We start from the raw sequence: 14,078 nt of genomic DNA, 5'->3' as shown, positions 1-14,078 counted from the left end.
GTCGTCGGTCGCCGATGCTCCGCATGGACTCCCTCCTCCGCCTTGCGATGCACGCACCCTGACGCCGCGGTCTGGTCCGACCTGATCCACAAGACGCGCCCTAGCCGCACCGGGAGTTCACACGTGATATCGCAATCCACCGAACCGCATCGCACCACCGAGCCGCGCCGCTCCACCGAGCCGCGCCGCTCGACCGAGCCGCGCCACATCCCCGAGCAGCGCCACCCCGCCGGGGCGCAGCACGCCGCCGAACCGCGCGAGCGGGCCGACCGGGCCGAGCGCGACCGCCTCGACCGGGGGCGGACCAACCACCGCGCCCCGACCGCCTCCGCCGCCGTGCACGCCGACCGCGCGCCCCGCCCCGACCAGCACGACCACACCGCCCTCCGTGCCGCGCTCGCCGCCGCCACCGAGGACACCGTCATCTACGACCTCGACGGCATCGGCCGCCAGTACGCCGCCCTGCGCGCCGAACTGCCCGGTGTCGCCGTCCGGTTCGCGATGAAGGCCTGCCCCGTCGACGAGGTGCTCGGCCACCTCGCCCGGCTCGGCTCCGGCTTCGACGCCGCCAGTCCGCAGGAGATCGCCCAGGCGCTGCGCACCGGGGCGGCCCCCGAACTGATCCACTACGGCAACACCATCAAGTCCGACCGCAACATCGCCGAGGCCTACCGGCTGGGCGTGCGCGAGTTCGCCACCGACAGCCTGGAGGACGTCGCCGCGATCGCCGAACACGCCCCCGGGTCACGGGTGTTCTGCCGGATCGCGACCACCGGCGAGGGCGCCCTGTGGGGGCTCAGCCACAAGTTCGGCTGCTCGCCCGAGGACGCCCTGCGGGTGCTCGGCGCCGCCCGCACCGCCGGGCTGGTGCCCTCCGGGCTGTCCGTGCACGTCGGCTCCCAGCAGATGACCGCCGAGGCCTGGACCGCGGCGATCGACTCGCTGGCCGCCGTCCTGGAGGCGCTCAACTGGCGTGGCATCACCCCGGACCGGATCAACCTCGGCGGCGGACTGCCCGCCCTCGGCGTCGTCGACCGGGCCGGCCGCCCGCTCGAACCGCCGCTGGACAAGATGTTCACGGTCATCCGCGAGGGCATGGAACGGCTGCGCGCCGTCAACGCGGCCCCGCTGGACTTCGTCCTGGAACCCGGCCGCCACCTGGTCGCCGACCACGGTGCGATCCGCGCCCACGTCGCCCGGCTCTCCTCCCGCCACCGGCTCGACGGCACCCGCGAGGACTGGCTCTACCTGAGCTGCGGGAAGTTCAACGGCCTGTACGAGATGGACCAGTTGCAGTACCGACTGGAGTTCCCCACCCACCCCGGCGGGCAGTTCGTCAACGCCGTGGTGGCCGGCCCGACCTGCGACAGCGACGACGCGTACGCCCAGGAGGACGGCGCGGTGCGCGTCCCGTACGCGCTCGCCTCCGGCGACCCGGTGTGGATCCACTCCTGCGGCGCCTACGCCACCGCCTACGCCACCCGCGGCTTCAACGGCTTCCCGCCGCTGCCGTACACCTGCGTCGGCGGCGACCACCCCGAGGAGGTCCGCTGATGACCGACCCAGCGACGACCGACCCAGCGACGGCGGACACCACGATGACCGATACGGCGACGACGGACGCCCGGATCCGGCTGCTCCGCGAGGAGGACTGGCCGGAGGTGATCGCCGCCGAGGAGCGCGCCTACGCCGCCAGCGGCCTCTCCGAGGGCGGTGCGGCGCTGCGCTCCCGGCACCGCGCCTCGCCGTCGACCTGCTTCGTCCTGGAGGACGCGGACGGCTTCGCCGGCTACCTGCTCGCCCTGCCGTACCCGCTGTTCCGCTGCCCGGACCTCAGCCTGGCCTCCACCGGGGCCGCGGTGCGGCCCACCGAGAGCAACCTGCACGCCCACGACCTGGTGATCGCCGAGCGGGCGCGTGGCCGCGGCCTGGCCCCGCGGCTGCTGCGGCACCTGGAGGAGACCGGCCGGGCGGCCGGCCACCGCACCCTCTCGCTGGTCGCCGTGCGCGGCTCCGAGGTGCTGTGGGCCGGGCTGGGCTACCGCGCCCGGCCGGAGATCGGGCTGCCCGCGAGCTACGGCGCCGCGGCCGTCTACATGGCCAAGCCGTTGGACCGCGCCCCGAACCCCGCGGACCCGACTCCCGGTTCCGCACCCAGAGCCGAAGTGGGCTGATGCACATGACCTCCCCCGCGCGCGACGAGTTCCGCCGCTCCCAACTGGCCATCGGCGCACTGTTCTTCGCGCTCGGCTTCCAGTACGCGACCTGGGTGTCCCGGGTGCCCGCGCTCAAGGCCCGGCTCGACCTGGGCGAGGCCCAGATCGGCCTGCTGCTGATGACCTGCGGGATCGGCGCGGCGGTGTCGTTCCCGCTGGTGGCGGTGCTGATGCGGCGGTTCGGCTCCCGGCTGCTCTCGGTGCTGTCGGCGCTCGCCCTGGGCGTGGTCCTGCTCGCCCTGTCGGTGGTGCCGAACTACCCGGTCACCCTGCTGGTGCTGTTCTGCGACGGCGTCGCCGTCGGCTGTCTGAACGTGGCGATGAACGCCCAGGGCGCCGCCCTGGAGGCCCGCTTCGAGCGCACCACGATGTCCAGGCTGCACGCCACGTTCAGCGCCGGCTCGCTGCTGGCCGCCCTGCTGGCCTCCGGGGTCAACGCCGTCACCGGCAGCCTCGCCGTCCACTTCGGGCTGGCCGCCGCGCTGCTGGCGGTGCTGGTGCTGGCCGCCCAGCCCGGCCTGCTGGCCGAGCACCCGGACGGGGCCGAGAGCCAGGACGGGGCCGAGGGCCAGGACGGGGCCGAGGGCCAGGACGGGGCCGCCGGCCCGGCGGAGCAGGCCGGGAGGAAGTCCCGCCGCGGCTTCGCCCTGCCGGCCGCCGCCACCCTCTGGATGGGCCTGGCGATGGTCTTCGGCACCGTCACCGAGGGGGCGATGAACGACTGGTCGGCGCTCTACCTCAAGGACGTGGTGGACGCCGGGGCCGGACTCGCCCCGCTGGGCATCGCCGTCGTCTCGGTGATGATGGTCTGCGCCCGGATCTTCGCCGACGGCTGGCGCACCCGCTTCGGCGACGGCCGGATCGTCCGCACCGGCAGCCTGCTGGCCGGCCTCGGCCTCGCCCTCGCCCTGCTGACCGGCGGCGTGGTGCCCACCCTGCTCGGCTTCGCCTGCGTGGGCCTCGGCGTCGCCGCCGTCACGCCCTGCGTCTACGTCGCCGCCGCCCGCCAGGGCTCGGACGCGCTCTCCCTGGTGGCGGCCATGGGCACCACCGGCCTGCTGGCCGGCCCCGCCGTGATCGGCTTCATCGCCGGCGGCACCAGCCTGGTCTGGGGCATGGCCGCGGTCGCCGCCTCCGCCGCGGTGGTCTCGCTCTGCGCCACCCGGATCAGCTGGCCCCGGCCCGCCGCTCCCGCGCTGGAACCCCGGCTCGCCGCGCCCGAGGCCGGCTGAGCGCCCCTCAGGGCGCGCCAGGCGCGCCCCGGTCAGGCGCGCCCCGGTCAGGCGCGTCCCAGTCCTCGCCCGGCACGTCGACGCCCCCCGTCGCGGCGTGCCGGGCGAGCCGCTCCCGCCGGGCGGTGAGCCGGGCGATCTCCGCGTCCAGGGCGGCCAGCCGGGCGGCGATCACCGGGGCGAAGGTCTCCGGACCGGGGTCGGCCGTGCAGCGCCGGGGCGGGTCCTCGACGAGCAGGCCCAGCCGGTGCGGGCGACTGGCCAGGTCGTCCACCGTCAGTCCGGTGGCCAGCAGTTGGCGGATCACCCGGACCCGGGCGACCTCTTCGGGCCCGTACTCGCGCTGGCCGGAGCCGGAGCGGGTGGGCGGGGGCAGCAGCCCGCGCTGCTCGTAGAACCGCAGGGCCCTGGGGGTGGTGCCCGCCGCGGCCGCCGCGTCGCCGATCCGCATCCCGCCTCCTCGGTGTCAGAGCTCCACGTCAGAACTCCACGTCAGAGCTCCACGTCAGAGCTCCACGAGGGTCGCTCCGAAGGTGTCGCCGGTGAACACCCGGGTCAACGCCTGCGGGGCCAGATCGATGCCCGCGACCGGCGTCCGGGGGAAGACGAGGTCCCCGCTGGACAGCCAACTGCCCAGGCGCTCGCGCCACTCGGCCTCCAGGTCGGGGTGGTCGAGCAGGGTGAAGCCGCGCAGGCTCAGGCCGTGGGTGGTGACCCGGAGGCTGTCGATCACCGCGGGGGAGTCGCCGCCCCGGCGGGCCGGGTCGAGCTGCCCGGACACCGCCCCGACCAGTGCGAACCGGGCGCCGCGCCGGGCGGCGTCCACGGCGGCGGTCAGCTGTTCGCCGCCGACCAGGTCCAGCACGACGTCCAGGCCCTCCGGTGCGGCCTCGGCCAGTTGCTCGGCGAACGGGCGCCCGCCGGGCACCAGGACGGTGTCGTAGCCGAGTTCGGCGGTGAGCCGCTCCGCCTTGGCGGGCGAGCGGGTGGTGCCGATCACCCGGGCAGCGCCGAGCAGCCGGGCGATCTGCCCGGCCAGGGTGCCGACCGCGCCCGCCGCTGCCGTCACCAGGACCACGTCGCCGGGTCGGACCGGGGCGCTGCGGGTCAGCGCGCCGTAGCCGGCCGAGGCGGCGGAGACCAGCGCCGTCGGGTCCGGGAAGCCGGCCGGGACCGGGGTGAACTGCCCGGCGTCCGCGACCAGTTGGTCCCGCCAGCCGTGCAGGTGGGTGACCAGGTCGCCCGGGCGCAGCGGCCCGTCCGCCGGGGCGGCCAGCACCTCGCCGAGGGCCGGGCCGAACAGGGCGTCGCCGGGGGCGATGTGGGGGAGCGCCAGGTCCGAGCCCTGGCCGCTGATCAGGATGCGCAGGCCGGGGAAGACCAGGAAGGCCCGGTTGCGGACCAGCGCCTCGCCCGGCCCGGGGGCCGGCAGCGGTTCCTCGGTGACGGTGAAGTGCTCGGGGCCGGGCAGGCCGTCGGGTCGGGCGGTCAGCCGGACGACGCGGGCGGTGGTGGGCAGGGGCACGGCGGCGCTCCTCGCGCTGGGAGGGGGAGTGGTGCGGCGGGACCGCCGCGGGACGACCGGACGCTAACCCCTGACGCACGGGTCAGGGGCAAGCCCCGGCGCGGGAGGGGTGTCTGACGGGGCGTGGGGAGGGCGGTCTTCTAGAGTCACCTGCGGTACGACCGTATGACGGTGCGACCGAAAGCCGTACAAACCGTGCGAGCGGTACGGGCTGTGCGAGCCGTACGAGCCGCGAGCGAAGGAAGAGAGCAGCATGACCGAGCAGGCGCCCGAGCCCTACCAGCCCGTCGACGAGGACTGGCGGACCGCCGTGGCGATCGTCGCCCACCCCGACGACATGGAGTACGGCGGCGCGGCGGCCGTCGCCCGCTGGACCGCCCAGGGCAAGCAGGTGGTCTACGTGATGGTCACCAGCGGCGAGGCCGGGATCGACGCGATGGACCCCGAGCGGTGCGGCCCGCTGCGCGAGGCCGAGCAGCGCGCCTCCGCGCGGGTGGTCGGGGTGGAGACCGTCGAGTTCCTCGGCCACCCGGACGGTGTGGTCGAGTACGGGCTGCCGCTGCGCCGCGACATCGCCCGGGTGGTCCGCCGGCACCGCCCGGACATCGTGATCACCAGCAACTTCCGGGAGACCTACGGCGGCACGTTCCTCAACCAGGCCGACCACATCGCGGTCGGCCGCGCCACCCTGGACGGCGTGCGCGACGCCGGCAACCGCTGGGTGTTCCGCGAACTGCTGGACGAGGGCCACCAGCCCTGGAACGGCGTCCGGCAGATCTGGGCGGCCGCCTCGCCCGAGGCCCGGCACGCGGTGGACACCACCGACACCTTCGACCTGGGCGTCGCCTCGCTGGAGGAGCACAAGGCGTACCTGGCCGGGCTGGGCGGGGCGATGGCGGACGCCCGGGAGTTCCTGGAGGGCTTCGGCCGGGGCGCGGGCAGCCGGCTGGGGACGCGCTTCGCGGTGCCGTTCGAGGTGTTCCCGCTGGGCTAACCGCTCCCGGGCCCCTCAGCTCCCTCAGGCCCCTCGGGTCCCTCAGGTTCCTGCGCGCCGGTGCCGGTGCCGGCGTCGGCGTCCTCGCGGCGCCGGCGCCGGTAGCGCAGCACCTGCCGCAGCAGGAACACCGCGACCAGGACGCCGAGTCCGATCGCGAACCAGAGCTGGTAGCGGAGCGCCGTCCGGTACACCGCCCCGATGTTGGCCCCGGCGACGTACCCGAAGGTGCCCCAGACGGCCGTCCACAGCACCGCGCCGAGCAGGTTGAAGACGGCGAAGCGGCGCCAGGGCATCTCGGTGGTCCCGGCGATGATGCCGTTGTACTGGCGCAGCCCGTCCACGAAGCGGGCGACCGTGACGACCTTGCCGCCCTGCCGGGCGAAGAAGCCGTCGGCGCGTTCCATCCGGGCCGGGGTGAGCAGCACGTAGCGGCCCCAGCGGTGGACGAAGGCGCGCCCGCCGGTGTGGCCGATCAGGTAGCCGAGCATGTTGCCGAGGGTGGCGGCCGCCACTCCGATCAGCAGGACGGCGGCGAGGTCCAGGTGGCCGGTGCCCGCGTACACCGCGGCGAGCACCAGGACGGTCTGCCCGGGTACCGGGATGCCGCAGTTGTCCAGCAGCACGAGCAGCGCCACCGCCAGGTACCCGTAGTGGTCCAGCAGTGGCGCGAGCCCGGCGAGCGCTCCGGGCAGCGGGGTCGTGGGCGCGGACACCCCTCCTCACCACCTCGCCCGGGCCCGGCGCGAGGTGGCGGGGGAGTGGGTCAGCGTTCCGCCAGGCGGGGTTCGACGTTGCAGTCGGGGCCGGGGTAGACCAGGCCCTCGTGGCCGTCCTCGAAGCGGACCACGTACGGCGGCTCACCGTCGGTGCCGCGCACCTCGATGATCTCGCCCTTCTGGTCCACCATGCCCACGGCTCTGCTGTGGATGTGGAGCTGGTCACCTACCGCTGCGTGCATGGTCTGCTCCTCGGGTCGTGCGGGGTTTCCGCTATCCACTGTGCTGCGCGGGCGGCGGGCCCGCAACGCCTCGGGCCGACGGGAGCGATGGGAGCCGTGGGGGCGGCGGGACCCGCCGGGGCCGAGGGACGGCGGTCAGTGGGCGGGCAGTTGTTGCGCGAGGTAGCCGCGCACCAGCCGCTTGCACTCGGTGATCAGCGCCGGATCGCCCTGCGGATCCCCCCGGAAGGCCAGCTTGAGCACCGCGTCGGCCGCCTCCAGGGCGACCCGCAGGGCGAGCGTGGTGGCCGCCGGGTCGCCGGCCTCGAACAGTTCGCCGCCGAGTGCCTGCAGCCGCAGGGCGACGGCGGTGTTGTTGTCGACGCCGGAGTCCAGCAGGTGCTTCTCGTTCCGCACCCCGGAGGGCACCGCCGTACCGGCGAGCCCGAAGTCGACCTGGCCGAAACCGGGCACCGCGCGCTTCATCGCGACGAACTCCTCCACCGCGAGGTCGGTGAACCCGGCCGGGCCGACCGGTGCGGAGCCGGCCAGCCGGTCGTCCAGGCGCTGGAGGTAGTGGTCGAGGTTGCGGGTGGCGAGGGCGGCCAGCAGGTCCTCCTTGCCGGCGAAGAACTGGTACAGGGTGCCGATCGGCACCTGGGCGCGCTGGGCGACCTCCTTGGTGGTCAGGGCGGTCGCACCCACCTCGTCCAGCAGCCGGGCGCAGGCGTCCAGGATGCGGCCGTACCGCTCCTGGCTGCGCTGCTGGACCGGCCGCCGCCTGGCCGGTCCGGGGCTGTGCTGGAGACTCCGGGCGTCAACGCTCATGCCGCCAACTCTGCCGCATCCGCTGTTCCGACGGCGAATCATCGGGGCGGGGGAGCGCCGGAGTTTCCGTTGGGGTGCGAAGCGACTGGTGGCCGGAGCTGAACGGCACGGTGGCGGGAAGGTGGCCACGGGTTGGCTTTGGTCTTGTCGTGGACGCGAAGGCCGGTTCATACTCCTGGGGCGGATCACTTTGCGTGATCGACTCCTTTCGCTTCGTGGCGATCGTGGGCCCGGTAGATGGGCCCGGTCGCGATTCCGAACGCGCATCCAGCTGTCTGTGGCGACGACGGGCGACACCGCCGCCACCCGAAGTCAGGACGACCCGTGTGCCTCCATGCCCGAACCGCGTCCCGCCGTGCCCCGGCCCGCCGTACTCCGGACCGCTGTGCCGAGTTTCGCTGTGCCGAGTCCCGCTGTGGCCGGTCCCGCTGTGCGTCCCGTCGAACGGAAGGAGGGGGTCGGTACGGTGACCGTGTTCTCCACCGGGCGTGAGGCCCTCGACGTCGAGCGCCGTCGTCAGTTCCTGGAGTCCGGGTACCTGGTCCTGCCCGGGCTGCTCCCGGAAGCCCTGCGCGAACGCCTCGCCCCCGAGGTGGACCGCTGGGTGGACGAGGGCCTGCGGGCCCGCTCGATCGCCGCCTGCACCGACCCCCGCCGGCACGGGCCGCCCCCGCTGCTGGAACTGGAACTCCCCGCGCACGGCGAGCTGCTCACCCACCCACCGCTGCTGCGGGCGCTGACCGCTCTGATCGGCCGGTCCTTCGTCTTCCACCACCTGCACAGCGACCGCCAGGCCCCCGACCTCCCCGGAAAGCCGTGGCACCACGACTGCGAGCCCAACGACCGCTCCGACCCGTCACTGCTGATGGTCCACGCGCTGCACTACCTCACCGGCCTGGACGAGCGGGTCGGCAGCCTGGCCGTGCTGCCCGGCTCGCACCGCCGCACCGCGGGCAAGGGCGCCTACGCCCACCACGGCACCGGCGAACTGCCCGGCGAGGTGGTCCTCGACCGGCTGCCGCCCGGCACCACGGTGCTGCTCAACTCGGCCCTGTTCCACACCCGCAGGCCGGCGCCCGGCGGGCCGGGCCGGCCCCGGTACTTCATCGACGCCTCCTACTGCCAGGTCGGAGCACGCTGGCGCCCGGTGAAGCCGCACTGGCGGCAGATGCTCTCCCGGGCCCGCGAACTCGACCTGGCCGACGGCCAGTGGCCCGACCTGTTCGCGGAACACCACTTCACCGAGTACACCGGAACCGTCTGAACCGCCTGAGGAGCACCGTCGTGGAGATCGTCAGCGCTGTCGCCTACTCCGAGGTCCACCGGGCCTACCTGCGGGACCATCCGGTGGAACGCGCCCACGAGGCCAACACCAACCTGTACGGCGAGGAGAACCTGGAACGCGCCGACGAAGAGATCCCCGGCGGCTGGTGGCGGGTCCGGCTGACCCGGGCCGACGTTCTCGGCGTCGTCCTGCCCTGGCACCTCAGCGAGGGCGGCGCGCGCGAACTCGTCCCGCGCACCGGGCTGACCGTCGCCCGCGCGGCCGAACGCGTCCGCTCCGGCGGCGCCGACTGGGCGGCGGCCAACCCACTCTGCGCGGCGAAGCTCCGGCTGCTCCGCCGGGCGCCGTTCACCGCGCTCTACCTCGCCACCGCGCCGGTCGACCACCCCGACTACCAGGGCCTGGTGGTCCGGCACGGGCTGATCCACGTCGACGGCCTGCACCGCATGTTGGCCTGGGAACTGGCCGGGCGGCTGCGCGCGGGCACCGTGCTGGACGGGTACCTGGCGGGGGACCCGGCGGGTCTGGACCTGCCCGGTCCGTACCCTGCGGTCCATGCGCACCGCGCGGCCGACCCGACCCGTACGACCCGAACGGCCCGCGCGGTGCGGACGGGGGACGAGCCGGCGTGACCTCCGCGACCCAGCACCTCCGGGCCACCGCGCCCGACACCGGCTCGCTCACCGCCCTGCTGTCCGAGCGCGCCCGCACCCACCCCGACCGGCCCGCCGTCAGCGACGGCCGCCACAGCCTCGACCACCGCACCCTGGACGCCGCCGCCGGGCGGATCGCCGCCCGGCTGGCCGCCGGCGGCACCGGGCACGGCGACCGGGTCGCCCTGCTCGGCCCCCGGGACGCCCGGATGCTGGTGCTGCTGCACGGAGTGCTGCGCTCCGGCGCGGCCGCCGTGCTGACCGACCCGGACTGGACGGCCGCCGACCTGGCCCGGCGGCTGGCCGCCGTCGGGGTGGGGCGGGTGCTCGCCACCGAGGGCGGCGCCGCCGCTCCGGGCGCCGAGGTCGTGGACGTGCTGGCGGACGTGCCGGCGACCGGACCGGAGGACGGACCGGCGGACGAGCCGGGGTGGCAGGGTGCCCGGCCCGGCGGGGAGGACCCGGCGTACCTGTCCTTCACCTCCGGATCCGGCGGCGAGCCCAAGGCCGTGACCGTCACCCACGCCAACGCCGTCCACTACGCCCACGCCCTGGCCGCCCGGCTCGGGCTCACCGAGGCCGACGCCCCCCGGCTCGCCCATGTCACCACCCTCGCCGCCGACCTCGGCCACACCGCCTGGCTGCTCGCCCTGGCCACCGGCGGCTCGGTGCACGTGGTGCCCGACCGGGAGACCCGCGACCCCACGGCGTTCTGGGCCACGCTGCGCCGCGCCGGGGTCGACACCTTGAAGACCACCCCCTCCCACCTGGCCGCGCTGCTGGAGGGCCGCCCGACGGGCACCCCGCCGCTGCGCACCCTGCTGCTCGGCGGCGAGGCCCTGCCCCGCCCGCTCGCGGCCGCCCTGCTCGACGACGGCGTCACCGAGCGGCTGGTCAACCACTACGGGCCGACCGAGACGACCGTCGGCGCGACCTGCTTCCTGGCCACCGCCGCCCGCCAACTCCCGTACGGGGAGGCGACCGTGCCGATCGGCAGCGGGATCGGCGAGGTGCTGCTCACGCTGGTGGACGGCGCGGGACGGCCGGTGGCCGACGGTGCGGTGGGGGAGCTGCTGATCGGCGGGCGGGGCGTCAGCGCCGGGTACTTCGGACGGCCCGAGGAGACCGCCCGGGGCTTCGTCCGGCGGGACGGCCGCCGGACCTACCGGACCGGCGACCTGTGCCGCCGACGGGCCGACGGCGACCTGGTGTTCCTCGGCCGGGTGGACCGGCAGGTGAAGGTCCGGGGGTACCGGGTCGACCTCGCCGAGGTCGAGCGGGCGATGGACGGCTACCCGGGCGTGGCGGGCTCTGCGGCGCTGCTGCGGGAGACCTCCACCGGGAACCAACTGATCGGCGTGGTCCGGCTGTTGGATCCCTCCGTCGACCTCTCGGGGCTGGTCGACCGGCTGCGCTCCCGGCTGCCCGGCTACTCCGTGCCGCGGCCGGTCCTGGTGCTGCCCGACTTCCCGTTCGGACCGAACGGCAAGCTGGACCGGGCCCGGCTGGCCGAGCTGGTGGACCGGCTGGTCGAGGCCCGGGCCGATTCGGCCGACGGAGTGGATTCGGCGGATTCGGCGGACTCGGAAGGTATGGCAGGCGGGGCGAGTTCGGCGGATGCGGCCGGGGACGGCCTGGCCGGGGAGATCGCCCGGTTCTGGGCCGGCGCGCTCGGCCTCCCCCGGATCGGAGCGCGGGCCGACGTGATCGGCCTCGGCGGGGACTCCATCCTCGCCATGCGCACCATCGCCCTGCTGCGGCGCTCCGGGCTGAGGGTCAGCCACGAGGACTTCTACCGGTACCCGACGGCGGCCGGGCTGGCCTCGGCGGCCGTTCCCGTCGGCGCCTCCGCACCGGCGCCGCGCCACCCGGGTGGCGGCCAACTCGCGCCCGCCCAGCGCTGGTTGTACCGGCAGGTGTCGGTGGACGACCTGCGGCACTGGAACCAGTCCGTCCTGCTGCGCTGCCGCGCCGCCGTCGACCCGGCCGTGCTCTCGGCGGCACTCGCGGCCGTCCTGGAAGGCCACCCGGCGCTGCGCCGGCCCGTCGGCCCGGACGGTCCCGGCGAACCGCTCGCCGTCGCGGACCTCGACCCGCTCTCCCACTCCCGCATCCCGCGCGCCACGCGGGCGATCGCCGACACCGTCGCCGGGGTCTGCACCGAACTCCACCGCAGCCTCGACCCCTTGGCCGGCCGGCTGCTGCGCGCCCACCTGTTCACCGGCCCGCCCGGAACCGACCAGCGGCTGGCGCTGATCGCCCACCACCTGGTGGTCGACGGGCTGTCCTGGCGGATCCTGCTGGACGACCTCGCCCGGGCCTACCGGGCGGTGCTGGACGGCGAGCCGGCCGGGCTGCCGCCGACGGCCGACTTCTACCGGTGGGCGGCCGCTGCCTCGCCGGCCGTCGCCCCGCCCGCCGCCGCCCTGCCCACGGCGCCGGTGCGGGCCGACGCCGATGCCGGTCCGCCCGTCCGACCGGCCGCGCTCAGCTGGGCGTTGGACGCCGAGGCCACCGCCCGGCTGGTCGCCCGGCACGGCGGTGGCGCCGGGCTGGAGGCCGTCCTGCTGGACGCCTTCGCCGATGCCGTTGCCCGTGCCGAGGTCGCCACCCGTGCCGAGGCCGTCGCCCGCCCCGACGCCGCCGCCCCTGCCGAGGCCGCCGGCGGTCGGCGCGGCGGGCCCCGGCTCGCCGTGGAGGTCGAGACCCACGGCCGGGACGCGGTCGGCGACCCGGGTGAATTCCTGGACACCGTAGGCTGGTTCACCGCCGTCAAGCACGTCGAGCTGGCCCCCGCGAGCGGCGCCGGACCGGCCGAGACGGCCCGCCGGCTGCGCGAGGCGCCCGTCCGGCCGATGGACGCCCCCGGTGCGCGGCCGGACCTCGGGTTCAACTTCCTCGGCACCTTCCGGCTGCCCGAGGAACCCGCGCTGGACTGGACCGTCGCCGACGAACAGGCCGGTACGGCCCGCTGCCCTGGCGGCGACCCGCTGTACCGGCTGCGGCTCACCGCCCGGGTGGTGGAGCGGCGCCTGGTCGCCGACCTGGTGTACGGATGGCCGACGGTGGGGCACCCGGCCGCCCGGCGGGTCCTCGACCACTTCGCCACGGTGCTCGGCGGGCCCACCGCGGACGAGCCCGTTCGCTCGCCGCTGTCCACCTCCGGGCAACTGCTGCACGCCGGGGTGGCGCCCACCGCCCGGGCGACCGTCCGCGAGCCCGCCCGGGTGCTGCTCACCGGCGCCACCGGCTACCTCGGGCGGCACCTGCTGGACGCCTTCCGGCGGCGCGGCGCCGTGGTCACCTGCCTGGTGCGGGCCGCCGACGACGCCGGAGCCGTCCGGCGGCTGGCCGGCGGGCGGGCCGCCCACGTCGTCGCCGGGGACCTCGAACGGGACGGTCTGGGCCTGTCCCCGGCCGGGCTGGAACGGGCCCGGCAGGCCCGGATCGTGGTGCACGCGGCGGCGGACGTCCGGCTGGTCGCGGCGCCCGAGGAGCTGGAGCGGGCCAACCACGCGGCGGTGCGCCGACTGCTGGGCTGGGTCGGCGAGCACACCCCGCAGGCCCGGTTCCACCACGTCTCCACGCTGACCGTGTCCGGCGGCGTGGACGGCCCGCCGCGCCGGTTCGGCGAGGCGGACCTGTGGATCGGCCAGCGCTTCCGCACCCCGTACGAGCGCAGCAAGTACCGGGCCGAGCAGGCCGTCCGGGCCTGGGCGGCCGGCGGGCACCCCGCCTACCTGTACCGCAGCGGCCACATCGCCGCGCACAGCCGGACCGGCGCCTTCCAGGCCAACCCCGGCGACAATCGGGTCTACCAGCTGGTGCGCGGCTACCTGCTGGCCGGTGCCGCCCCCAGCCGACCGGACACGGCCTTCGCGTTCTCGTACGTGGACACGGTGGCCGCCGGGATCGCCGCGATCGCCCTCGACCCGTACGCGGCGCCCGGCGCGTACCACGTCGAGAACCCGTACCCGACGCCGCACGACGAACTGGTGGGCTGGCTCGCCGCGCACGGCCGCCCCGTCCGGCTCACCGACGAGGCGGGCTTCGCGGCCGCCATCGCCCGGGCCGAGCGGCGGCACCCGACGGCCGCCCGGCTGGCCGCCGCCTGGGCCCAGCAGGAGGAACGCAACGTCCGGGTGGACTGCGGGTACACCACCGCCGTGCTGGACCGGCTGGGCGTCCGCTTCGCCGCGGCGACCGCGCAGTGGTGGGCGGCCGCGCAGACCTGGGCCGCCGAGGCGGGCCACCTGCCGCCACCCCGCTGAACCGTTCCGCCCGACCGGTCCCGTTCCGCTCGGTCCCGTCCCGCTCGACCTCAAACCCGCCCGCTCCGACCCGCCCGCTCCGACCCGACCGCCCTCCGACCCCGCCCGCTCCGACCCGCCCCGAGAGAAGGCAG

The 14,078-nt window shown here is 75.8% G+C and carries 12 protein-coding genes; 7 read left to right on the top strand and 5 right to left on the bottom strand.

From position 1 onward, the window contains the following. Window positions 1-336: 336 nt before the first annotated feature. The 3 genes from ACZ4W5_RS14070 to ACZ4W5_RS14060 are packed head-to-tail and all read left to right on the top strand — an operon-like array spanning window position 337 to window position 3,448. On the top strand, window positions 337-1,554 hold the full coding sequence (locus tag ACZ4W5_RS14070) for a type III PLP-dependent enzyme (protein WP_465654520.1): 1,218 nt from the start codon (window positions 337-339) through the stop codon (window positions 1,552-1,554). Further along, window positions 1,554-2,174, top strand: a complete 621-nt coding sequence (locus tag ACZ4W5_RS14065) for a GNAT family N-acetyltransferase (RefSeq protein WP_465654515.1) — start codon at window positions 1,554-1,556, stop codon at window positions 2,172-2,174. The genes ACZ4W5_RS14070 and ACZ4W5_RS14065 overlap by 1 nt, the downstream gene beginning before the upstream one ends. Next, on the top strand, window positions 2,174-3,448 hold the full coding sequence (locus ACZ4W5_RS14060; RefSeq protein WP_465654513.1) for an MFS transporter: 1,275 nt from the start codon (window positions 2,174-2,176) through the stop codon (window positions 3,446-3,448). Before ACZ4W5_RS14065 ends, ACZ4W5_RS14060 begins: the two co-directional genes overlap by 1 nt. A gap of 7 nt (window positions 3,449-3,455) precedes the next feature. Here ACZ4W5_RS14060 and ACZ4W5_RS14055 read toward each other — a convergent pair whose 3' ends face one another. Both ACZ4W5_RS14055 and ACZ4W5_RS14050 read right to left on the bottom strand, forming a co-directional pair. Then, window positions 3,456-3,899: a MerR family transcriptional regulator gene (locus tag ACZ4W5_RS14055; RefSeq protein WP_465654511.1), complete on the bottom strand. Its 444-nt coding sequence runs from the start codon at window positions 3,897-3,899 to the stop codon at window positions 3,456-3,458. 54 nt (window positions 3,900-3,953) lie between these two features. Continuing rightward, entirely contained in the window at window positions 3,954-4,967 is a 1,014-nt protein-coding gene (locus tag ACZ4W5_RS14050) for an MDR family NADP-dependent oxidoreductase (RefSeq protein WP_465654519.1), read from the bottom strand. 259 nt (window positions 4,968-5,226) lie between these two features. Between ACZ4W5_RS14050 and ACZ4W5_RS14045 the strand changes: the two genes are divergently transcribed. After that, the gene (locus ACZ4W5_RS14045) at window positions 5,227-5,967 is read left to right on the top strand and encodes a PIG-L deacetylase family protein (protein WP_360233943.1); all 741 of its coding nucleotides are present in this window, start codon (window positions 5,227-5,229) and stop codon (window positions 5,965-5,967) included. Here ACZ4W5_RS14045 and ACZ4W5_RS14040 read toward each other — a convergent pair. From ACZ4W5_RS14040 to ACZ4W5_RS14030, 3 genes are all read right to left on the bottom strand, one after another. Then, a complete protein-coding gene (locus ACZ4W5_RS14040) occupies window positions 5,964-6,683 on the bottom strand; it encodes a DedA family protein (RefSeq protein WP_465654509.1) in 720 nt (239 codons plus the stop codon). The genes ACZ4W5_RS14045 and ACZ4W5_RS14040 overlap by 4 nt on opposite strands. Before the next feature lie 50 nt (window positions 6,684-6,733). Beyond that, window positions 6,734-6,928, bottom strand: a complete 195-nt coding sequence (locus tag ACZ4W5_RS14035) for a DUF1918 domain-containing protein (RefSeq protein ID WP_465654507.1) — start codon at window positions 6,926-6,928, stop codon at window positions 6,734-6,736. Window positions 6,929-7,063: 135 nt separating this feature from the next. After that, entirely contained in the window at window positions 7,064-7,735 is a 672-nt protein-coding gene (locus tag ACZ4W5_RS14030) for a TetR/AcrR family transcriptional regulator (protein WP_360233934.1), read from the bottom strand. A 466-nt stretch (window positions 7,736-8,201) separates the two neighbouring features. Between ACZ4W5_RS14030 and ACZ4W5_RS14025 the strand changes: the two genes are divergently transcribed. Genes ACZ4W5_RS14025 through ACZ4W5_RS14015 form a run of 3 tightly spaced genes read left to right on the top strand, consistent with a single transcriptional unit; the run spans window position 8,202 to window position 13,944 of the window. After that, complete coding sequence (locus ACZ4W5_RS14025; protein ID WP_465654505.1) at window positions 8,202-8,999, top strand: phytanoyl-CoA dioxygenase family protein; 798 nt, start codon at window positions 8,202-8,204, stop codon at window positions 8,997-8,999. 20 nt (window positions 9,000-9,019) lie between these two features. Further along, window positions 9,020-9,652, top strand: coding sequence for a DUF6309 family protein (locus tag ACZ4W5_RS14020; RefSeq protein ID WP_465654503.1), 633 nt, complete (start codon window positions 9,020-9,022; stop codon window positions 9,650-9,652). Continuing rightward, window positions 9,649-13,944 (top strand): AMP-binding protein, encoded by a 4,296-nt coding sequence (locus ACZ4W5_RS14015; RefSeq protein WP_465654501.1) that lies wholly within the window; start codon window positions 9,649-9,651, stop codon window positions 13,942-13,944. Before ACZ4W5_RS14020 ends, ACZ4W5_RS14015 begins: the two co-directional genes overlap by 4 nt. The last annotated feature ends 134 nt before the right edge of the window (window positions 13,945-14,078 follow it).

The organism is Kitasatospora sp. NPDC029367, from assembly GCF_055569135.1.
This window is presented reverse-complemented; position numbering and strand designations above follow the sequence as displayed.

Bases quoted from the DNA above. Each gene is read 5' to 3' on its own strand.
- ACZ4W5_RS14060 (WP_465654513.1), top strand. From the start codon at position 2,174: ATGCACATGACCTCCCCCGCGCGCGACGAGTTCCGCCGCTCCCAACTG.
- ACZ4W5_RS14065 (WP_465654515.1), top strand. From the start codon at position 1,554: ATGACCGACCCAGCGACGACCGACCCAGCGACGGCGGACACCACGATG.
- ACZ4W5_RS14035 (WP_465654507.1), bottom strand. From the start codon at position 6,928: ATGCACGCAGCGGTAGGTGACCAGCTCCACATCCACAGCAGAGCCGTG.
- ACZ4W5_RS14030 (WP_360233934.1), bottom strand. From the start codon at position 7,735: ATGAGCGTTGACGCCCGGAGTCTCCAGCACAGCCCCGGACCGGCCAGG.
- ACZ4W5_RS14055 (WP_465654511.1), bottom strand. From the start codon at position 3,899: ATGCGGATCGGCGACGCGGCGGCCGCGGCGGGCACCACCCCCAGGGCC.
- ACZ4W5_RS14045 (WP_360233943.1), top strand. From the start codon at position 5,227: ATGACCGAGCAGGCGCCCGAGCCCTACCAGCCCGTCGACGAGGACTGG.